The 20983-nt window shown below is 45.8% G+C and carries 15 protein-coding genes and 8 tRNA genes; 22 read left to right on the top strand and 1 reads right to left on the bottom strand.

The window, feature by feature from the left end:
* The first annotated feature begins 6 nt into the window (after nucleotides 1-6).
* Together R2S67_RS10965 and rpoS are read left to right on the top strand one after the other, a co-directional pair.
* Entirely contained in the window at nucleotides 7-930 is a 924-nt protein-coding gene (locus R2S67_RS10965) for a peptidoglycan DD-metalloendopeptidase family protein (protein ID WP_006743295.1), read from the top strand.
* 80 nt (nucleotides 931-1010) lie between these two features.
* Nucleotides 1011-1997, top strand: coding sequence for an RNA polymerase sigma factor RpoS (gene rpoS / locus R2S67_RS10960; protein WP_005393877.1), 987 nt, complete (start codon nucleotides 1011-1013; stop codon nucleotides 1995-1997).
* Nucleotides 1998-2078: 81 nt separating this feature from the next.
* On the opposite strand, the gene mutS is transcribed toward rpoS, so the two are convergent.
* Nucleotides 2079-4640 (bottom strand): DNA mismatch repair protein MutS, encoded by a 2562-nt coding sequence (gene mutS, locus R2S67_RS10955; protein ID WP_006743294.1) that lies wholly within the window; start codon nucleotides 4638-4640, stop codon nucleotides 2079-2081.
* Nucleotides 4641-4724: 84 nt separating this feature from the next.
* Between mutS and pncC the strand changes: the two genes are divergently transcribed.
* From pncC to R2S67_RS10855, 20 genes are all read left to right on the top strand, one after another.
* On the top strand, nucleotides 4725-5207 hold the full coding sequence (pncC, locus tag R2S67_RS10950; RefSeq protein WP_053809176.1) for a nicotinamide-nucleotide amidase: 483 nt from the start codon (nucleotides 4725-4727) through the stop codon (nucleotides 5205-5207).
* A 200-nt stretch (nucleotides 5208-5407) separates the two neighbouring features.
* Nucleotides 5408-6451, top strand: coding sequence for a recombinase RecA (gene recA / locus R2S67_RS10945; protein ID WP_005393872.1), 1044 nt, complete (start codon nucleotides 5408-5410; stop codon nucleotides 6449-6451).
* A 128-nt stretch (nucleotides 6452-6579) separates the two neighbouring features.
* The gene (gene recX, locus R2S67_RS10940) at nucleotides 6580-7047 is read left to right on the top strand and encodes a recombination regulator RecX (RefSeq protein ID WP_317344054.1); all 468 of its coding nucleotides are present in this window, start codon (nucleotides 6580-6582) and stop codon (nucleotides 7045-7047) included.
* Nucleotides 7048-7189: 142 nt separating this feature from the next.
* Nucleotides 7190-9772 carry an alanine--tRNA ligase gene (gene alaS, locus R2S67_RS10935; protein WP_005393870.1) on the top strand — a complete coding sequence of 861 codons (2583 nt, stop codon included), beginning with the start codon at nucleotides 7190-7192 and terminating at the stop codon, nucleotides 9770-9772.
* Nucleotides 9773-9984: 212 nt separating this feature from the next.
* Nucleotides 9985-11172 (top strand): aspartate kinase, encoded by a 1188-nt coding sequence (locus tag R2S67_RS10930; RefSeq protein ID WP_005393869.1) that lies wholly within the window; start codon nucleotides 9985-9987, stop codon nucleotides 11170-11172.
* Nucleotides 11173-11264: 92 nt separating this feature from the next.
* Complete coding sequence (gene csrA / locus R2S67_RS10925; RefSeq protein WP_004415691.1) at nucleotides 11265-11462, top strand: carbon storage regulator CsrA; 198 nt, start codon at nucleotides 11265-11267, stop codon at nucleotides 11460-11462.
* A gap of 334 nt (nucleotides 11463-11796) precedes the next feature.
* Nucleotides 11797-11888: transfer RNA gene (locus R2S67_RS10920), tRNA-Ser, on the top strand.
* A gap of 32 nt (nucleotides 11889-11920) precedes the next feature.
* Nucleotides 11921-11997, top strand: a tRNA-Arg gene (locus tag R2S67_RS10915).
* A gap of 29 nt (nucleotides 11998-12026) precedes the next feature.
* Nucleotides 12027-12118: transfer RNA gene (locus R2S67_RS10910), tRNA-Ser, on the top strand.
* A gap of 85 nt (nucleotides 12119-12203) precedes the next feature.
* Nucleotides 12204-12280: transfer RNA gene (locus tag R2S67_RS10905), tRNA-Arg, on the top strand.
* Between the two features lie 55 nt (nucleotides 12281-12335).
* Nucleotides 12336-12412, top strand: a tRNA-Arg gene (locus R2S67_RS10900).
* A 52-nt stretch (nucleotides 12413-12464) separates the two neighbouring features.
* Nucleotides 12465-12541, top strand: a tRNA-Arg gene (locus tag R2S67_RS10895).
* Between the two features lie 52 nt (nucleotides 12542-12593).
* Nucleotides 12594-12670, top strand: a tRNA-Arg gene (locus R2S67_RS10890).
* Between the two features lie 52 nt (nucleotides 12671-12722).
* Nucleotides 12723-12799 (top strand) — tRNA-Arg (locus R2S67_RS10885).
* A 556-nt stretch (nucleotides 12800-13355) separates the two neighbouring features.
* On the top strand, nucleotides 13356-13613 hold the full coding sequence (locus R2S67_RS10880; RefSeq protein WP_317343887.1) for an oxaloacetate decarboxylase subunit gamma: 258 nt from the start codon (nucleotides 13356-13358) through the stop codon (nucleotides 13611-13613).
* Between the two features lie 31 nt (nucleotides 13614-13644).
* Complete coding sequence (oadA, locus tag R2S67_RS10875; RefSeq protein WP_317343884.1) at nucleotides 13645-15429, top strand: sodium-extruding oxaloacetate decarboxylase subunit alpha; 1785 nt, start codon at nucleotides 13645-13647, stop codon at nucleotides 15427-15429.
* A 9-nt stretch (nucleotides 15430-15438) separates the two neighbouring features.
* On the top strand, nucleotides 15439-16569 hold the full coding sequence (locus R2S67_RS10870; protein WP_005396706.1) for a sodium ion-translocating decarboxylase subunit beta: 1131 nt from the start codon (nucleotides 15439-15441) through the stop codon (nucleotides 16567-16569).
* Nucleotides 16570-16692: 123 nt separating this feature from the next.
* Entirely contained in the window at nucleotides 16693-17643 is a 951-nt protein-coding gene (locus R2S67_RS10865; RefSeq protein ID WP_317343881.1) for an NADP-dependent oxidoreductase, read from the top strand.
* Entirely contained in the window at nucleotides 17637-18098 is a 462-nt protein-coding gene (locus R2S67_RS10860; protein ID WP_005396704.1) for a YqaA family protein, read from the top strand. Before R2S67_RS10865 ends, R2S67_RS10860 begins: the two co-directional genes overlap by 7 nt.
* Nucleotides 18099-18107: 9 nt before the next feature.
* The gene (locus tag R2S67_RS10855) at nucleotides 18108-20951 is read left to right on the top strand and encodes a pitrilysin family protein (RefSeq protein ID WP_317343878.1); all 2844 of its coding nucleotides are present in this window, start codon (nucleotides 18108-18110) and stop codon (nucleotides 20949-20951) included.
* The last annotated feature ends 32 nt before the right edge of the window (nucleotides 20952-20983 follow it).

Here is a 20983-nt window from a genome sequence, read left to right as displayed (position 1 = left end):
GGATAGGTGAGTAAGTTATTACGTCATATTGGTATTAGCTTTGTGTTTGCTGCAGGACTAGTTGGTTGTGCAGCGCATTCTCCTGCACCTGTCTCTAGCTTAAAGAAAGACTATTCAAGCCTTGAAAGAGGAAGTTACAGAGGGAGTTATTATGAGGTAAAAAAAGGCGATACACTTTACTTCATAGCTTATGTCACAGATAAAGATGTAAATGATCTTGTCCGTTACAATGAGTTAACTCAGCCTTACACCATCTACCCTGGACAGAGGCTAAAACTTTGGGCTCCGAAATATGTCGCCCCTAAATATGGCCAAAAAGTTGAACCCGTTGTGGTTCCTGTTGTTACGACGCCACCAGCCCCAGTGACGAAAACATCAACAGCCTCTAAACCGAAAACTTCAAGTAAAAACTCTAGTCAAAAACCTACAGAGACTAAGCCTAAAGTCGTACAAAAGCAGCCTCCAAAGAAGGTTGAACAATCGAAAACAAAGGAGTATGTTGGTTCAAAAGATAACCAAAAAGTGAAGCAAAAAGCGCCAGTTACCACGGCGAAGAGTGATAAAGTTTCTAAGTGGTTGTGGCCGACAAAAGGGAGAGTAATCAAGAACTTTTCGGCGGGAGAACAGGGAAATAAAGGTATCGACATCGCAGGACAGCGTGGTCAACCTATCGTTTCAACCGCAGCCGGCACCGTTGTTTATTCAGGCAATGCGCTAAGAGGTTATGGCAACTTAATTATAGTAAAGCATAACGACAATTATTTAAGCGCCTATGCACATAATGACAAACTGCTGGTATCAGAAGGACAAAGTGTAAAAAGCGGACAGAAAATCGCCACCATGGGTAGTTCAGGTGCAAAATCAGTCAAGCTACACTTTGAAATTCGCTATCAAGGTAAATCGGTGAATCCAAAACGCTATTTGCCTTAAAACTTTGAAAAACAACTTGCGACATCATTTAGCGACATATTGAGTTGTCATGTCTTGCTAACTCGCCAGGGGGAGGCGTTATGAGTATCAGCAACACAGTAACCAAAGTTGAAGAGTTTGCATTTGACAATGCGTCAGTGAAGACCATTGATAACGAACTCGAAAAATCATCATCCACAGAAAGCAAAACGGCTGCGCGTGAAGAATTTGACGCGAGCAGTAAAAGCTTAGACGCAACTCAGTTGTATCTAGGTGAAATTGGCTTCTCACCTCTACTTACTGCCGAAGAAGAAGTGCTTTATGCTCGACGAGCTCTGCGTGGCGACGAAGCGGCACGTAAACGTATGATCGAAAGTAACCTACGTTTGGTGGTCAAGATCTCTCGTCGATACAGTAATCGCGGCCTCGCACTACTCGATCTGATTGAAGAAGGTAACCTTGGTTTGATCCGTGCGGTCGAGAAGTTCGATCCAGAGCGTGGTTTCCGCTTCTCTACTTATGCGACCTGGTGGATCCGACAAACGATCGAACGTGCGTTGATGAACCAAACTCGTACGATCCGTCTACCTATTCATGTCGTGAAAGAGCTGAACATTTATCTGCGTACTGCGCGTGAACTTTCTCAGAAGCTCGATCACGAACCTACCGCAGAAGAAATTGCTGCTCAGTTAGATATTCCAGTCGAAGACGTAAGCAAAATGTTACGCCTTAACGAGCGTATTAGCTCTGTCGACACGCCAATCGGTGGTGACGGTGAAAAAGCGCTGTTGGATATTATTCCCGACGCAAACAACTCCGATCCAGAAGTCTCGACTCAAGATGACGATATCAAATCATCGCTGATTCATTGGTTAGAAGAGTTGAATCCAAAACAGAAAGAAGTACTTGCACGACGTTTTGGTCTTCTAGGCTATGAGCCTTCGACGCTTGAAGAAGTTGGTCGAGAGATTGGTTTGACACGTGAGCGCGTACGTCAAATCCAAGTAGAAGGTTTACGTCGTCTTCGTGAAGTTTTAATCAAGCAAGGTTTGAATATGGAAAACTTATTTAACGTCGAAGATGATTAAATAATCCGTATTTCACTAGATACGCAAAAGGCTATGGGGAACCATAGCCTTTTTTCTTTGCGCTCACTTACGTGAATCGATTTAAAGCATCTTCTTCAAACGATACAACTCTTCAAGTGCTTGGCGTGGAGTCAAATCATCAGGATCAATACCAGATAAGGCTTGTTCGATCTCGCTAGGTTCTGGAATTAGACTCAATTGGTTAGCCACATCTACTGCACTTGGACGTGGTGCGTCACTGTTTTGCCCTAGTTGCTCTAGCTGAGATAGTTTGTTACGCGCATTTTTGATGACCGTTTTTGGTACGCCGGCTAAGCCCGCAACAGCTAGGCCGTAAGACTTACTTGCCGCACCTTCTTGAACTGCGTGCATAAAGGCAATGCTGTCTCCATGCTCTACGGCATCCAAGTGAACGTTCGCTAAGTTTGGCAGTTGGTTTGGCAACTCTGTCAATTCGAAGTAGTGAGTTGCAAATAATGTCATCGCACCAATTTGTGTTGCGAGCCATTCCGCACTTGCCCAAGCTAAAGATAGGCCATCGTAAGTACTGGTACCGCGACCGATTTCATCCATTAGCACTAAACTGTTTTTAGTTGCATTGTGCAGAATATTAGCGGTTTCCGTCATTTCTACCATGAAGGTCGAACGACCAGATGCAAGATCATCTGACGCTCCAATACGAGTAAATATACGATCTAAAGAACCAATTTGTGCAGATTCTGCAGGTACATAAGAGCCGATATGTGCCATCAATGCAATCAGCGCAGTTTGACGCATGTAAGTGGATTTACCACCCATGTTTGGACCGGTGATGATTAACATTTTACGTGCTGGGTTAAGCTCTATTGGGTTCGCGATGAACGGTTCTGTTGTTACTTGCTCTACGACTGGGTGACGACCCGCTTGAATGTGAATGCCAGCGTCTTTCACAAGCGTTGGTCGGCAGTAATCCAACGAATCTGCACGCTCTGCTAGGTTTTGTAGTACATCGAGTTGAGACAGAGCAGAAGCTAAATTCTGCAGCTTCTCCAGATTTGGCATCAATAGATCAAACAGTTCTTCCCACAGCTGCTTTTCAAGTGCCAGCGCTTTCGATTTCGAGTTAAGTACTTTGTCTTCGTGCTCTTTAAGCTCTGGGATGATATAGCGTTCGGCATTTTTTAGTGTTTGGCGACGTACATAGTGCGGTGGAACCAAATGGCTCTGGCCACGGCTCACTTGAATAAAGAAGCCATGTACGTTGTTGTAGCCGACTTTAAGCGTATCGATGCCGTGTCGTTCACGCTCATCTCGCTCAAGCTGCTCAAGGTATTCTGTTGCACCGTCTGCTAGTTTGCGCCATTCATCGAGCTCGGCATTATAGCCTTCAGCGATCACACCACCATCACGAATAACAACTGGCGGATTTTCTTTAATTGCACGCTCTAACAGATCACATACTTCGTCAATCGGAGCTGCGTATTGCGCCAGTTTTGCTAGATATGGATGGGTCAAAGAAGCGGTGACAGATTCTAGCTCTGGTAGCTGCTGCATGGCATTGCGAAGTCTAGCCATATCGCGAGGGCGAGCAGAGCGCAGTGCAAGGCGTGCTAAGATACGTTCAATATCACCAATTTGTTTTAACGTTGGTTGAAGATCGGCAAACAGCGCTTGTTCTTTAATCTCACCAATCGCATCAAGACGATTGTTTAACGTTTCAATGCAACGCATAGGTTGATGCAACCAACGCTTCAGCATTCGGCTGCCCATCGGCGTCGCACAATGGTCGAGTACCGCAGCGAGCGTGTTATCGGTTCCGCCTGCTAGATTTTGAGTAATTTCCAGGTTGCGTCGGGTAGCGGCATCAAGGATGACGGATTGGTCCTGATGATCAAACGTTAAAGAGCGAATATGAGGTAAAGCCGTACGTTGTGTATCTTTCACATACTGGATCAAACAACCAGCAGCACATAACCCTAAGGACGCATGTTCTACGCCAAAACCAACCAGATCTTTGGTGCCAAACTGTTGATTGAGTTGTTGCTTAGCCGTATCAAGCTCAAACTCCCATACTGGGCGACGACGGTTACCGTTGCGGCTCGCCATTAAATGTACAGGTTCAAAATCTTCTGGGAATAGTAGCTCACGTGGTGCGGTACGCTGAAGCTCGGCTGTCATCGCTTCTTCGGTTTCTGGTTCTGTCAGTTGGAAGCGACCAGAAGTGACATCCAGCGTCGCATAACCGAACTTACCGTTGTGATGGTAAATTGCTGCGATTAAGTTATCGACACGCTCAGAAAGCAGTGCTTCATCCGTCACAGTACCTGGTGTCACGATACGCACAACTTTACGTTCTACCGGACCTTTGCTGGTGGCTGGATCGCCAATTTGTTCGCAGATTGCGACTGATTCACCAAGCTGAACAAGTTTTGCTAGATAGCCTTCTACTGCGTGAAATGGCACTCCCGCCATAGGAATAGGCTCTCCAGCTGACGAACCGCGCTTAGTTAGCGAAATATCAAGCAGTTGGGACGCTCGCTTTGCATCATCGTAAAAGAGTTCGTAGAAATCGCCCATGCGGTAGAACAGCAAAATCTCAGGGTTCTCAGCTTTTAGCTTGAGGTATTGCTGCATCATCGGAGTGTGTTTTTGTTCAGCTTTCACAGGTAAGTTCTTTTGTTTATTTCCGTAGCGGCTTAGGATACGTGAATCCCTATCAAGTAAAAAGAGACAAAGGGCATTTTGGCTATGGAAAAAACAACAAAATTGAGCGCAGATTTAGGCGCATTATTGGCAAAGTATGGTCATGTTTTAACGACGGCAGAATCGTGCACGGGTGGCGGTGTTGCGACCGCTATTACAGATATTGCAGGCAGCTCAGGTTGGTTAGATAGAGCTTTTGTCACTTACAGCAACGAAGCCAAAATGGAAATGCTGGGTGTGAGAGTGGAAACCTTAGAGGAACATGGTGCCGTGAGTGAGCCCGTTGTGATTGAAATGGTGCAAGGTGCGCTTCAACACTCGAATGCCACTATTGGGGTTTCCATCAGTGGTGTTGCTGGACCGGGGGGAGGCACTGATGAAAAGCCGGTTGGAACCGTCTGCTTTGCTTTTGCGGATAAGCACGACTGGCTCTTTGTTGAGACCATGCATTTTTCTGGTGACAGGGCGGAAGTTCGTCAACAAGCGGTGATGCATGCATTGACCCGATTGCATCAACATTTAATTTAGAATTTCTTACACTGTCTTAGCCCAGAATTGATAAGGGCTGGAGCAAATCCTTAGAAGCCGTGAACTAAATTTTTTCTATACAGGTATAGACACTGTATGAATCAACAGTATAATAACTTTCATTGCTGAGCAGGTTAGCTGCTTAAGAAAAATGAATTACTATTCGTCGCCCAAAGAAGATGAATAAATCGGAGAAAGTAATGGACGAGAACAAACAGAAAGCGCTCGCCGCTGCGCTAGGTCAAATTGAAAAGCAATTCGGTAAAGGCTCTATCATGCGCCTTGGTGATAACCGCGCAATGGACGTAGAAACGATTTCAACAGGCTCTCTTTCTCTTGATATCGCTTTGGGTGCAGGTGGTCTGCCAATGGGTCGTATCGTAGAAGTCTACGGTCCAGAATCTTCAGGTAAAACAACACTAACGCTTGAGCTTATCGCTGCTGCGCAACGTGAAGGTAAAACTTGTGCGTTTATCGATGCAGAGCACGCTTTGGACCCTGTCTACGCGAAGAAACTTGGTGTTGATATCGATGCGCTCTTGGTTTCTCAGCCAGACACTGGTGAGCAAGCACTAGAGATTTGTGATGCACTAGCTCGCTCTGGCGCTATCGACGTTATGGTTGTTGACTCAGTTGCGGCGCTAACACCAAAAGCAGAAATTGAAGGCGAAATGGGCGACAGCCACATGGGTTTGCAAGCACGTATGCTTTCTCAAGCGATGCGTAAGCTAACAGGTAACCTAAAACAGTCTAACTGTATGTGTATCTTCATCAACCAAATCCGTATGAAGATTGGTGTGATGTTCGGTAACCCAGAAACGACCACGGGTGGTAACGCACTTAAATTCTACGCTTCTGTTCGTCTTGATATTCGTCGTACTGGCGCAATCAAAGAAGGTGACGAAGTCGTTGGTAACGAAACGCGCATCAAAGTGGTTAAGAACAAGATTGCTGCACCGTTTAAAGAAGCCAATACGCAAATCATGTACGGCCAAGGCTTTAACCGCGAAGGTGAACTAGTAGATCTAGGCGTGAAGCACAAACTGGTTGAAAAAGCTGGTGCTTGGTACAGCTACCAAGGCGATAAGATTGGTCAAGGTAAAGCGAACGCGTGCAACTACCTACGTGAGCATCCTGAAGTGGCTAAAACTATCGATACTAAATTGCGTGAAATGTTGTTAGCGCCAGCCCTTGCGGAAGCTCCTGAAGCAGGCGAGGCGCCTGAGCAAGCTGAAGAGTTTTAATCCCTTCACAGATTAAAAAGTGATAAAGCCCTGCAATGCGGGGCTTTGTTGTATCTATTGACATCAAAAATCGAATCATCACAAAGGCCATTGAGAGCCTGTACAGCAAAAATACCTTTAGGATCACCATGTACCAAAAGCGCCAGACACCAACATTATCGAGCAAAGAGGCGGCTATCCAACTGCTTAGCCGTCGCGATCATGGTCAGTATGAGCTGTACCAAAAACTGTCGATGAAAGGCTATGAAGCATCAGACATCGAAATCGCGATTAATTTTTGCTTAGACCATAACTATTTAGATGATTTACGTTATGCGAAGAGCCAAATTCGGCAGCATGTATACAAAGGACATGGAGAGCGTCGAATTCGCCAAGAGTTAAACCAGAAACGTGTTGCGGAATCGGTGATTGAGCAAGCCATGGCTGAAGAACCGCAAGACTGGTTTGAACTTGCTAAGCAGGTGGCAGAAAAGAAATTCAAAGGTGTCAAAGCCAAGGACCAAAAAGAATACGCAAAACAAGTCCGTTTTCTACAATACCGAGGCTACAGTTTCGACCAAATTAGCTATGCGCTTGCCTTTGAAGACCAAGATTAGCGTTGATCCAATTGCGCTGATTTTTGTTTTGCTTCAAATTTTTTCTTCTGCTCCCTCTTTTCCTCAAGAAAACTAGTCTCAGCTGTTTGCATGATCTACAATACGGCAAAATTCTAACTCGACTATTTTCAGGAAGAGCTGCATGTACATGAGCACTGACGAGGTTCGTAACGCGTTCCTCAAGTTCTTTGAAAGCAAAGGACACCAAATCGTAGAAAGTTCATCGTTAGTTCCACATAACGACCCAACCCTGCTGTTCACAAACGCAGGTATGAACCAATTTAAAGATTGTTTCTTAGGCTTAGAAAAACGAGCCTATACTCGAGCGACTACGGCTCAGCGTTGTGTACGTGCTGGTGGTAAACACAACGACCTGGAAAATGTTGGCTTTACCGCTCGTCACCACACATTCTTTGAAATGCTAGGCAACTTCAGCTTTGGCGACTACTTCAAAGAAGATGCGATTTCATTTGCTTGGGAATTCCTAACCGAAGTTCTTAAACTGCCTGCGGATCGTCTATTGGTAACCGTTTACGAAACCGATGACGAAGCATTCGACATTTGGAACAAAAAAGTTGGCGTGCCTGCTGATCGTATCGTGCGTATTGGTGACAAAGAAGGTGGCAAGCCTTACGAGTCTGATAACTTCTGGCAAATGGGCGACACTGGTCCTTGTGGTCCATGTACTGAAATCTTCTACGATCACGGTGAACACATCTGGGGTGGTCGTCCTGGCACGCCTGAAGAAGATGGTGACCGTTTCATCGAGATCTGGAACAACGTATTCATGCAGTTCAACCGTCACGCAGACGGCACTATGGAACCGCTACCAAAACCATCGGTAGATACTGGTATGGGTATCGAGCGTATCTCTGCAATCATGCAAGGCGTTCACTCAAACTACGAAATCGATGTATTCCAAACTCTTATCAAAGCAGCGGCTGAAGTCATTGGTTATGAAGATCTATCGAACCAATCGCTACGCGTTATTGCTGACCACATCCGTTCATGTTCATTCTTGATTGTTGATGGGGTGATGCCTTCAAATGAAGGTCGTGGTTACGTACTACGTCGTATCATTCGTCGTGCCGTACGTCATGGTAACAAGCTAGGTGCACAAGGTGCATTCTTCTATAAGCTTGTTGGCGTATTAGCAGAAGTGATGGGTACAGCAGGCGAAGAGCTGAAGCGTCAACAAGCAGTGGTTGAAAAAGTACTGCGTATCGAAGAAGAAAACTTCGGTCGTACACTTGAGCGCGGTATGGTAATTCTTAACGAAGCATTAGATAACCTAGATGGCAAAGTGCTAGACGGCGAAACGGTATTCAAGCTTTACGATACTTACGGCTTCCCAGCAGACCTCACTAACGACGTTGCACGTGAGCGTGAGTTCGCGATCGACGAAGAGGGTTTCGAAAAAGCGATGGAAGAGCAGCGTCAACGTGCGCGTGAAGCTGGTCAATTCGGTACAGATTATAACGCAGCAATCAAAGTTGATACGCAAACAGAATTCTGTGGTTACACAGGTACTAAAGGTTCTAGTTCAGTCGCTGCGATGTTTGTTGAAGGCAACGAAGTAGATTCACTATCTGCGGGCGATAAAGCCATCATCGTGCTTGGTGAAACGCCATTCTACGCAGAGTCAGGCGGTCAGTGTGGTGACGCGGGTGAAATCCGTACTGAGTCTGGTGTATTCCGCGTTGAAGACACTCAAAAACTCGGTAACGCAATCGCACACCACGGTGTAATGGCAGAAGGCGTGCTAGCGAAAGGTGACGAAGTGGCAACCATCGTTGACGCAGAGCGTCGCGCAGCTATCTCTCTTAACCACTCAGCGACGCACTTGCTACACGCAGCACTACGCCAAGTTCTTGGTGAGCACGTAACGCAGAAAGGCTCACTAGTGAAAGCTGACAGCCTACGTTTCGACTTCTCACACCTAGAGGCAGTAACTGCAGCAGAACTGAAAGAAGTTGAGCGTCTAGTAAACGCACAAATTCGTCGTAACCACACGATTGAAACCAATGTGATGGACATTGAGTCTGCTAAGAAGAAAGGCGCAATGGCATTGTTTGGTGAGAAGTACGATGACGAAGTTCGCGTGCTGTCTATGGGCGACTTCTCCACTGAACTTTGTGGTGGTATTCACGCATCAAGCACGGGTGATATTGGTCTATTCAAAATCACATCAGAAAGCGGTATTGCAGCTGGTATTCGTCGTATTGAAGCGGTAACAGGCGAGGCGGCATTAGACGCTATTGAAGCTCAAAACGCGAAGTACGAAGAAAAACTGGCGGAATCGGCTCAAAAAGCAAAAGCACTAGAAAAAGAAGTGCAGAAGCTAAAAGATAAGATGGCGGCCGCAGAAAGCGCTAACATCATGGGCAAAGCGGTTGAAGTAAATGGCACAAAAGTTCTAGTTGCGGCTCTTGAAGGTGCTGATAGCAAGAACCTACGTACCATGGTTGATGACATCAAGAATCAAATGGGTTCTGGTGTTGTACTGCTTGCAAACGTAACGGGTGACAAGGTTGGCTTGATTGCTGGTGTGACTAAAGATCTCACTGGTAAAGTAAAAGCAGGTGATCTAGTTAAAATGGTTGCAGAGCAAGTCGGTGGTAAGGGCGGTGGTCGTCCAGACATGGCTCAAGCCGGTGGTACTGATGTTTCAGCACTACCAGAGGCAATCAAAACAGTTCAGCCTTGGCTAGAAGAGCGTTTATAAGCTCTTAACTAATAAAATTACGCTCAATCAAGTTTCTTTGATTGAGCGTAATTTTTTTTAGCAACCAAGTGGTTTAATTGACCAAAAGTTAACCGAGTCATTTAAGCTGCTTGGTTTTTGTTGTAACTACTGCTTATATAATTTTTCTCAAAGGAAATATTTAAGATGTAAGCAGTTCTAAAGAGACTTCGGTCTTGGGAAGGTGAAGACTGGTGAAAAAGCCCCTTATCGTGCAAAAGTTTGGCGGAACCTCTGTGGGTTCAATTGAAAGAATCCACCAAGTCGCTGAACACATCATTAAGGCGAAAAATGATGGCAATCAAGTTGTTGTTGTCGTGTCTGCAATGTCAGGCGAAACAAACAGACTGATGGATCTCGCTAAACAGATAGATAGCGTACCTACAGCTCGAGAACTTGATGTTTTGCTCTCTGCTGGTGAGCAAGTGTCAATGGCACTGTTAGCCATGACTTTGAATAAAATGGGTCATGCTGCGCGCTCGCTTACCGGAGCACAGGCGAATATTGTGACGGATAATCAACACAATGACGCAACGATTAAACACATTGATACCACGACAATTATGGGATTGCTTGAGCAAGACCAAATCGTGATTGTTGCGGGCTTTCAAGGTGTGAATGAGAATGGGGATATCACCACATTAGGTCGAGGTGGCTCAGATACGAGCGCTGTGGCACTGGCGGGCGCATTGCGCGCTGACGAGTGTCAAATCTTTACCGACGTTGATGGTATTTATACTTGTGACCCACGTGTAGTGAAAAATGCGCGCAAATTGGCGGTTATCGATTTTCCTTCAATGGAAGCGATGGCAAGCCGAGGCGCAAAAGTATTACATTTACCTTCAGTGCAATTTGCATGGAAGAATAATGTGCCACTACGCGTGCTTTCGACATTTGATGTTAATGAAGGCAGTTTGGTAAAGGGGGAGTCAGGCAATCAAGCCGTCTCTGGTATAGCCATTCAACGTGACCTTGCCATTATCGAAGTCGATAAAGAACATTTATCTAGTGCTACAAAACAATGTCAGATGCTGGGTATAGACATTTGGAATGTGATCGAGGAAGCAGAACGGGCAGGTATCATGATAAAACAAGATGCATGTGCCAAGTTCGATCTGGTGTTCAGCGACAAAATCCGTAATAGTGAAGTGGTAAGCCTGTTGACCGCAGTGGGGCTTGAGGCCAATGGAATGGTAGAGCACGCATGCGATTTGTTGGCAAAGCGAGATATTGAGATCAATTTCAGCGCAACGAATGCACTCACTATGATGCTAGTTTTAGCACCCGAATGTGTGGATACAGCAGCAAACATTCTGCATGATGCTTACATTACGTCTAGTGAAGCATTAAACATTCAACAAAAACATGCCTTTTTAGGCTGATTTTCGCTAACAAGGTAGTTTACGAAAATATAACTTTTGTTGGATAATAGCTTTGTAGCAAGAAAATTTAGAGATTACTCAAGGAGCAAAGAATGCTAATTTTGACTCGCCGCGTAGGCGAAACACTGATGATTGGTGATGAAGTGACTGTAACTGTACTAGGTGTGAAAGGTAACCAAGTACGTATCGGCGTTAACGCTCCGAAAGAGGTTTCAGTTCACCGTGAAGAAATCTACATGCGCATTCAAGCTGAAAAAGGCAATGGCAACGTTGCTTCAGGTAACTACTAAGTCGCTCCTGTTTACAGAGCTTAGTTTGAATGAAAAAGGCTAACCGAAGGGTTGGCCTTTTTAGTCTTTAATGTTTTTGAAGATTTGCGGAAACCATTGTGTTGAGTGTGGCTGTGAATCCGTCAATATTGTTGAATCGAACACCAGGAAGTTGTTTGAAAATAAATGTCTTTTTTTCAGAGAAGACTCTCTTTTTTTCATCATAATAGAGTGGTAAAGTTCGTTTAATAGTCACTTTGATTAAATCAGCAACGGTTAAGTCAGTTTCGTGGATTTTTTCAAAGAAAGTGTTTGACATATTTTCGGTAAAACGTAATATGTGCCTCCGCAAGACGGTGAGGTGGCCGAGAGGCTGAAGGCGCTCCCCTGCTAAGGGAGTATACGGTTTATCCCGTATCGAGGGTTCGAATCCCTCCCTCACCGCCATTCTTGCAACGTTGATAAATCAACAAAAAAGTGCGTCCTTAGCTCAGCTGGATAGAGTACCTGGCTACGAACCAGGCGGTCGGAGGTTCGAATCCTCCAGGACGCGCCATATCTCTTCTGAGATATAACAATGAAAACGGTGAGGTGGCCGAGAGGCTGAAGGCGCTCCCCTGCTAAGGGAGTATACGGTTTATCCCGTATCGAGGGTTCGAATCCCTCCTTCACCGCCATTCATTGACTGGCCCGATGGCCTTTTTTTTGTTTCGTAAGAAATGAATGTGATTTGCTTCACAACTTCCTAGCAAGAAGATCTGCGCGTCCTTAGCTCAGCTGGATAGAGTACCTGGCTACGAACCAGGCGGTCGGAGGTTCGAATCCTCCAGGACGCGCCACTATTTAATAATTCGTTTGATAAACGGGTTATACAAAGTAAAATAAGATTATTGCGCGTCCTTAGCTCAGCTGGATAGAGTACCTGGCTACGAACCAGGCGGTCGGAGGTTCGAATCCTCCAGGACGCGCCACTTATTGAAGGGTAATGCCCTGATATTGATGAAAGTYGATATCGAAAAYTGCGCGTCCTTAGCTCAGCTGGATAGAGTACCTGGCTACGAACCAGGCGGTCGGAGGTTCGAATCCTCCAGGACGCGCCACTTRTTAAAGGGTAATGCCCTGATGTTGACGAAAGTTGATATCGAAAACTGCGCGTCCTTAGCTCAGCTGGATAGAGTACCTGGCTACGAACCAGGCGGTCGGAGGTTCGAATCCTCCAGGACGCGCCACTTATTAAAGGGTATTGCCCTGATATTGATGAAAGTTGATATCGAAAACTGCGCGTCCTTAGCTCAGCTGGATAGAGTACCTGGCTACGAACCAGGCGGTCGGAGGTTCGAATCCTCCAGGACGCGCCACTTACAAAAAAGCCTCGCAATTGCGAGGCTTTTTTTGTATCTGGACATCAGGAACTATAGCCTAGAGTTGTTAGAGGCGAGGTCCTTCTTTTCCAAAAGCGAATATGTGCTTATCTAAGCAATTTGGAATAAAGTTTCTGCTGTAGTTTGTGAATCTATCCTTACTATCTCTCCTGTATATTGATTTCCGTTTCTTTCACTTCAATTGTTTAAATGTAACTTCTTTGTTTTTTATTTGTTTATTAATTGTTATTTAATGGCATCCTTTTGTTTCTATTAGCTTTTATGTGTAAATCTCGATTTGGTTTTGAAATCCAAATCGCAGTTTTTATTTATGTCCTCCTTTACTCTGTTCGTAAGGAGATAGCAGATTCGCAGTAATTATTTTGTCATGAACTGTGATCTGGGTAGTGAATAAATAATCATTTATCAGGATTATTACAAACCTTCCTTAAACAAAATTGACAAAATTTAACCAATCGAGATAATCCATTGGTCGGGATTTGACGCTATTAAAGTCCTGCACGTTGTCAGGATGACAAAGAAAGGAAGCAACATGACTAATATAGGAAGCCTGCTAGTAGATGCGGCCACCCTGATGCTAACGGGGATGGCGGTCGTATTTATTTTCCTCACTATTCTTGTTTATCTCGTTCGGCTAATGTCGAAATTGGTACCAGAAGAAGTACCAGAGCCGATCGCAGCACCAAAAACAAATACTAATATTAAATCAACCTCTTCAGCTGTTAGTCCACAAGTAGTGGCGGCGATCTCGGCTGCGATTCATAAACATCGCGCCTCATTCGCGAAGTAGCCGAACCAGGATTAAAAAGGAGTTTAAGAGCATGTCTAAACCACTAGCTATTACAGATGTGGTCCTTCGTGATGCCCATCAATCACTATTTGCCACGCGTATGCGTATTGAGGATATGCTGCCTATCGCAGCTGAGTTGGATAAGGTTGGTTACTGGTCTCTAGAGACTTGGGGTGGCGCAACGTTTGATTCTTGTATTCGATTCTTAGGGGAAGACCCTTGGGAGCGTTTACGTGAACTAAAAAAAGCGATGCCCAATACGCCAATGCAAATGCTACTGCGTGGCCAAAACCTTTTAGGATACCGCCATTATGCCGATGACGTAGTAGAGAAGTTCGTTGAACGCGCACATGCTAACGGTATGGACGTATTCCGTATCTTTGATGCAATGAATGACGTGCGAAACTTCCAGAAGGCCGTTAAAGCAACGGTCGATGTTGGCGCACATGCTCAAGGTACGCTGTCCTACACAACAAGCCCTGTGCATAACGCAGACTCTTGGGTTGACTTGGCAAAACGCCTAGAGGATTTAGGTTGTCATTCACTGTGTATTAAAGATATGTCTGGCTTACTCAAGCCTTATGAAGCGGAAGAGCTTATCACGCGTATCAAAGCGTCTTGTGATGTACCATTAGCACTTCATTGTCACGCGACGACAGGCTTGTCTACTGCGACTGCGGTAAAAGCAGTTGAAGCTGGTATTGATATTCTCGATACAGCGATTTCTTCAATGAGTTGTACCTATGGTCACACACCGACGGAAACGGTAGTCGCGATGCTAGAAGGAACCGAGCGAGATACGAATTTGAAGCTCGAGCAACTAGAACCTATCGCCGCATATTTCCGTGAAGTACGCAAGAAGTACGCGAAGTGGGAAGGTCAGTTGAAAGGTGTAGACTCTCGCATCCTGATTGCTCAAGTGCCTGGCGGTATGCTGACCAACATGGAAGGCCAGTTGAAAGAACAGGGCGCGGCGGATCGCATTGATGAAGTATTAGAAGAGATCCCTCGTGTACGCGAAGATCTTGGTTTCATTCCATTGGTGACTCCAACTTCGCAGATCGTCGGAACGCAAGCGGTGATTAACGTGCTTACTGGTGAACGCTATAAGAGCATCACTAAGGAAACCGCTGGTCTATTGAAAGGCGAATACGGTCAAGCGCCAGCCGAGTTAAATGCAGAGCTGCAAGCTAAAGTACTTGATGGCAAAGAGCCTATTACTTGTCGTCCTGCCGATTTGCTTGAGTCTGAAATGGAGACGCTTACTGTTGATCTGATGGAGAAAGCGAAATCAGAAGGTATTAAGCTAGCAAGTGAGCGTGTTGATGATGTACTTACTTATGCGCTTTTCCCTCAAGTTGGTCTCAAGTTCCTTAAGAATCGTGACAACCCAGAAGCATTTGAACCTGCACCAACGCTAGAAGCCGCGAAGCCTGCCGTACCTGCGGCGCAACCAGCAACTGGCGGAGTAGAAACTTATAGCGTACGTGTTGACGGACAGGTGTATGAGGTGGAAGTTGGTCCTCAAGGCGAGCTAACCTCTGTCGCTCCTTCTGCGGCGCCTGCAAAATCGACGGCACCTAGCGCTCCTTCTAGCGCATCTGCTGAAGCGGTGCCTGCTCCTCTTGCCGGTAACATCTTTAAAGTGAATGTTCAGCCTGGCGCTGAAGTGGCTGAAGGCGATGTACTACTCATCCTTGAAGCTATGAAGATGGAAACAGAAGTGCGTGCGGCGCGTGGTGGTGTTGTCCAAGAGTTGAACGTTAAAGAAGGCGATGCTGTCACAGTAGGTGCGCCTCTGTTGAGCCTGGCGTAAGGGAGTATCATGGACGGATTGTTAACCCTTTGGGCAGAAACAGGGATCGCGAACTTCGAGTTCGGCCAAATCTGTATGATGCTGGTTGGTTGTACCTTGCTGTTTTTGGCAATCAAAAAAGGCTTTGAGCCTTTACTGTTATTGCCGATTGGTTTTGGTGCTATCTTGGCGAATATTCCAAATGCTGGCTTTACTGAGCCTGGCGGCTTGCTCTACTACGTTTACTACATTGGGATTGAATCGGGTGTGTTCCCGTTGTTGATCTTCATGGGTGTGGGGGCGATGACCGACTTTGGTGCTTTGATCGCAAACCCAAAAACGTTGTGGCTAGGTGCGGCAGCTCAGTTTGGTATTTTTGCGACACTGTTTGGCGCTATTTTGCTCAACTATGTACCTGGTATGGAGTTCTCCATGGCGGATGCATCGTCTATCGCCATCATCGGTGGTGCGGATGGCCCAACAGCGATTTTCTTAGCAAGTAAGTTATCACCAGACCTGCTTGGTGCGATTGCTGTAGCCGCGTACAGCTACATGGCTTTAGTGCCAATCATTCAGCCGCCAATCATGAAGGCGCTAACCACTAAGGAAGAACGTGAGATTCAAATGGCGCAACTGCGTCACGTGGGTAAATGGGAAAAGGTATTGTTCCCGATGGCAGTATTACTCATGACGATTCTTTTCCTACCTTCAGCAACGCCTCTTGTCGGTATGTTCTGTCTTGGTAACTTAATGCGTGAAGCGGGTGTGGTCGATCGTCTATCGAAAACCGCACAAAATGAGCTGATCAACATCGTGACGATCTTCTTGGGCTTAGGGGTTGGCTCGAAGCTGCAAGCGGATCAATTCCTGAACTTAGAAACATTAGGCATTCTAGGGCTTGGTGCGGTTGCGTTTAGTATTGGCACGGGTGCTGGTGTGCTAATGGCTAAGTTGCTGAACAAGTTCTCAAAAGAAGACATCAACCCACTTATTGGTGCGGCTGGCGTTTCTGCGGTACCAATGGCCGCGCGTGTGGTAAACAAGGTCGGCTTACAAGCTAACCCGCAAAACTTCTTGTTGATGCATGCGATGGGACCAAACGTTGCAGGTGTATTGGGATCAGCGGTTGCCGCTGGTATCTTGCTAGCGCTTGTTGGCTAGTCATTACCGAAAATGGAATGATCAACCAATTTACAAAATCACGATTAACTTCGGTTAACAAAATGGTTTATAGTCAAAGGGATGCTTTCGCATCCCTTTTTGTTTTCTTGCAGGGAATGGTTTATGGAACACAAACAGATCGTTATCACTGAATTTGGTGATGCCAACGTACTCGCGATTCAACATGCTTCTACACCATCACCACAGCCTGGTGAAGTCTTAGTAAAAGTCGCTTTTTCAGGCGTAAATCCTATTGATGTTAAAACTCGAGCCGGACTCGGTTGGGCAGCAGCGCAGAATAAAGATAATTTACCTTGGGTGCCAGGTTACGACATCTCAGGAAAAGTCGTGTCCTGTGGAGAGGGGGCGTCGCGTTTTAATGATGGTGATGAGGTGGCTGGATTTATCGGTTTCCCAGTCCGAGGCGGTGGGTACAGTCAGTACGTATGTGTTCCAGAAACTGAGTTAAGTTATGTTCCTAGCTCTGTCACTTTGGAGGCAGCTGCTGCATTACCGTTGGCGGGACAAACTGCGGCACAAGCTCTCAGTAAGGCTAATGTGACTGAAAACGATCGCGTACTTATCCTCGCAGGAGCCGGTGGCGTTGGACACCTAGCGGTACAAATCGCGGTCGCGACTAAAGCGGAAGTCTTTACAACCTGCAGTGAACGAAATTTAGACTACCTGGCTACCCTTGGCGCTCACGCAGTGAACTATCAATTTGCACCAGTGTCAGAACGTGTTGAAGACGTTGATGTTTTGATTGATTTAGTAGGTGGAGATGCCGCGTTAGATGCGCTTAAATGCCTGAAAGACGGTGCGAGAGTCATCACCGTTCCAACCATCACGGCTGAGCTGATTTGTGAAAAAGCCAAACTCCTAGGCTTTGAGGCTAACGGCATGTTGGTTGAGCCAGATCCAGCGCAATTAGATACCTTGTTGTACATGGTTGGCGTTGGTTTACTGAAGACTGAAATTCAACAGGTTTATCCGATGAGTGATGTGATTGCCGCTCACCAGCAAGTTGAATCAGGAAGAACCAGAGGCAAGGTGTTGCTTGATATGACATGCTAGAAGCATTTAATACGAGCTTTGAAAGTTTGGCGCTTTGGTTTTCAGATTCAGCATTATGGGTGCTTTTCATGACCGGTTTTCTCAGTGCCACTTTGTTACCTGGTGGTTCTGAGGCGGGCTTAGTTGCCACTCTCTCATTAAATCAATATTCCGTTTCGTCAATTATTATGGTCGCCACTATCGGCAATACGCTTGGTGGCTTAACAAATTATTGGCTTGGCTTGTGGATTCCCAACAAAGCGCAAGAAGAAAAGCACGGTCATACCGCATTAAAGTGGCTGTCAAAGTATGGCTATTGGGGATTGTTTTTTAGCTGGTTACCTGTGATTGGAGACCCGCTGTGTTTAGCCGCAGGGTGGCTGAGAATGAAGTTTCTGCCTTGCGTGATTTTAATATTTTTAGGAAAGGCTGCTAGGTATAGCTTACTTGCGGCCATCTATCTCGGATTATTTTAAGGAAAGTACATGAAGATGTTTTGGGTTGGCGCGTGTTCACTTTTGGTGATCACGGGCTGTGCATCAAATACGCCAGTTTCATCACTGCCGAAAGGGGTAACTTTCGTCGAGTCATCGAAAGCGGAAGAAGGCAAAGTTAAGATTCCATACCAAAAGTATAAACTCGATAATGGTTTAACGGTGATATTAGCTCCTGAAGATTCTGACCCATTGGTCCATGTGGATGTGACTTACCATGTTGGTTCAGCTCGTGAAGAAGTGGGTAAGTCTGGTTTTGCGCATTTCTTTGAGCACATGATGTTCCAAGGTTCAGAGAACGTTGGTGACCAAGAACACTTCAGAATCATCACAGAGGCTGGCGGTACGTTAAATGGTACGACAAACCGTGATCGTACTAACTACTTTGAAACTGTCCCGGCTAACCAGCTAGAGAAAATGCTGTGGTTAGAGTCTGACCGTATGGGCTTTTTGCTGGATGCGGTTTCTCAACGCAAATTTGAAATTCAGCGTTCAACTGTAAAAAATGAGCGAGCTCAGCGTTACGATAATCGTCCTTATGGCTTAATTTGGGAGCGTATGTCTGAAGCGTTATATCCTGAAGGTCATCCGTATTCGTGGCAAACTATTGGTTATGTTGAAGATCTTGATCGTGTTGATGTGAACGATCTCAAAGCGTTTTTCTTACGTTGGTATGGCCCAAACAATGCGATTATCACYATCGGTGGGGACTTAGACGTTGAACAAACTCTTGAGTGGGTAAATAAGTACTTCGGTTCGATTCCTCGTGGGCCAGAGGTTGAAAATGCGCCGAAACAACCTGCAAAACTGCAAGAAGACAAATACATCACGCTAGAAGATCGGATTCAACAACCGATGGTGATGATCGCGTGGCCAACAACTTACAACGGCGAAGAAAGCCAAGCGTCTCTCGATACGCTATCTGAAGTGCTAGGTGGCGGTACAAACAGCGTGCTCTACCAAGACTTAGTCAAGACTCAAAAAGCCGTCGATGCGGGCTCATTCCATGACTGTGCAGAACTGGCGTGTAACTTTTACGTTTATGCAATGGGTGACTCTGGGGACAAAGGCGACCTATCAAAACTGTACGACGAGCTTTTACAGTCACTCAATCAGTTTGCTGAAAAAGGCGTGACAGAAGATCGCCTTGAGCAGTTAAAGGGTAAGGCGGAAGCGGATGCTATTTTTGCGCTAGAAAGCGTTAAAGGTAAAGTAACGCAGTTGGCATCCAACGAGACATTCTTCGGCGATCCTGATCGTCTTGAGCAACAGCTTGAGCAGATCCGCGCAGTGACGCCAGCATCGGTAGAAAAAGCGTATACGGATTTTATCCAAGGTAAGAACAAAGTGACCCTAAGCGTGGTACCAAAAGGAAAAACTGACCTTGTCGTAAAACCAGCGACCTTTGTGACGCCAAAGCGTACGCTACCAGAATACGAGAAGATCACTGATGATCAATTGGCGTATCGTCGTGCGACCGATAACTTCGATCGCTCTGTGCAACCGCCTGTAGGGGAGCCAGTGAAAGCGACGATGCCTGAGTTGTACGAGCTTCATTTTAATAATGGCTCGGAGTTGCTTGGCGCGGTTAGCGATGAAACACCAACGGTCATGATGCAGTTTAGTTTACCTGCGGGAACACGTTTTGTTGAAAAGGGCAAAGAAGGTCTTGCCCAATTGACCGCCGCGATGTTGCAAGAAGGCACAACGAAACGTAGTGTCGAAGAGATTCAAGCTGAGCTCGATAAACTAGGTAGTGTCATCTCCGTGAATGCAACGGGCTACACAACAAACATCAGCGTTTCTGCTTTAGAAAAGAACTTAGAGCCGACGTTGAAAATTGTCGAAGAGATGTTGCTGTCTCCTGCATTTAAGCAAGCAGACTTCGAGCGTGTGAAGATGCAAGCGCTAGAAGGTCTTGTGTATGAGCATCAAAACCCAAGTTGGATGGCATCACAAGCGACTCGCCAAGTGCTCTATGGGGATTCGGTCTTTGCTCGACCAAAAGACGGCACGCAAGCAGGGGTAAGTGCACTAACGTTGGATGATGTTCGTGAGTTCTACTCAAAGCATTACACGCCACAAAGTGCGCAAATCGTCGTTGTTGGTGACATTGAACAACAGGAAATTGAACAGCAGCTGACGTTCTGGAAAAACTGGCAGGATGAAGCTGCGCCATTGTATGCGCCGCAAAGCATCGCTGCATTAGGTGAGCAAAAGATCCATCTTGTTGATAAACCAGGAGCCCCGCAAAGTGTGGTCATGATGGTTCGTCAGGGTATGCCTTACGATGCAACGGGCGATTTTTACCTAAGCCAACTGGCAAACTTCAACTTAGCTGGAAACTTCAATAGCCGCATTAACCAAAACCTACGTGAAGACAAGGGTTACACATACGGTGCTTACGGCTACTTCTCTGGAAATCCAGAAACTGGCTCGGTTGTTTTCACCGCGCAAGTACGAGCGGATGCAACGGTTGCTTCTATCATTGAGATGGAAAATGAGCTAAATGAATACTCGCAGTCAGGAATTACTGATGAAGAGATGAAATTTATGCGTCAAGCGGTCGGTCAAAAAGATGCACTGAAATATGAAACGCCAACACAAAAAGCGGAACTCATTAGTGATATTCTTAAGTACAACCTCGATCAAGATTACTTGCAGCAAAGAAACGCTATCGTAGAAAAAGTTGATAAGCAGACTTTGAATGCACTGGCTCAAAAGTGGTTTGATCCAAATGACTATCAAATTATCGTCGTTGGTGATGCTAAATCACTGCGTCCTCAATTAGAAAAGTTGGGGAAAGACGTAGAAGAGCTTGAAATCATTCGATAGAGTACACATTTAATAGCGGAGAAACGTTTCTC

Source organism: Vibrio sp. T13N (assembly GCF_032970445.1).
Lineage (GTDB): Bacteria > Pseudomonadota > Gammaproteobacteria > Enterobacterales > Vibrionaceae > Vibrio > Vibrio diabolicus.
This window is presented reverse-complemented; position numbering and strand designations above follow the sequence as displayed.

What these genes read in the sequence shown, in the direction of transcription:
- rpoS (WP_005393877.1), top strand. Translation starts at nt 1,011, where the DNA reads ATGAGTATCAGCAACACAGTAACCAAAGTTGAAGAGTTTGCATTTGAC.
- csrA (WP_004415691.1), top strand. Translation starts at nt 11,265, where the DNA reads ATGCTAATTTTGACTCGCCGCGTAGGCGAAACACTGATGATTGGTGAT.
- pncC (WP_053809176.1), top strand. Translation starts at nt 4,725, where the DNA reads ATGGAAAAAACAACAAAATTGAGCGCAGATTTAGGCGCATTATTGGCA.
- R2S67_RS10865 (WP_317343881.1), top strand. Translation starts at nt 16,693, where the DNA reads ATGGAACACAAACAGATCGTTATCACTGAATTTGGTGATGCCAACGTA.
- R2S67_RS10870 (WP_005396706.1), top strand. Translation starts at nt 15,439, where the DNA reads ATGGACGGATTGTTAACCCTTTGGGCAGAAACAGGGATCGCGAACTTC.
- R2S67_RS10860 (WP_005396704.1), top strand. Translation starts at nt 17,637, where the DNA reads ATGCTAGAAGCATTTAATACGAGCTTTGAAAGTTTGGCGCTTTGGTTT.
- recX (WP_317344054.1), top strand. Translation starts at nt 6,580, where the DNA reads ATGTACCAAAAGCGCCAGACACCAACATTATCGAGCAAAGAGGCGGCT.
- R2S67_RS10880 (WP_317343887.1), top strand. Translation starts at nt 13,356, where the DNA reads ATGACTAATATAGGAAGCCTGCTAGTAGATGCGGCCACCCTGATGCTA.
- alaS (WP_005393870.1), top strand. Translation starts at nt 7,190, where the DNA reads ATGTACATGAGCACTGACGAGGTTCGTAACGCGTTCCTCAAGTTCTTT.
- recA (WP_005393872.1), top strand. Translation starts at nt 5,408, where the DNA reads ATGGACGAGAACAAACAGAAAGCGCTCGCCGCTGCGCTAGGTCAAATT.
- oadA (WP_317343884.1), top strand. Translation starts at nt 13,645, where the DNA reads ATGTCTAAACCACTAGCTATTACAGATGTGGTCCTTCGTGATGCCCAT.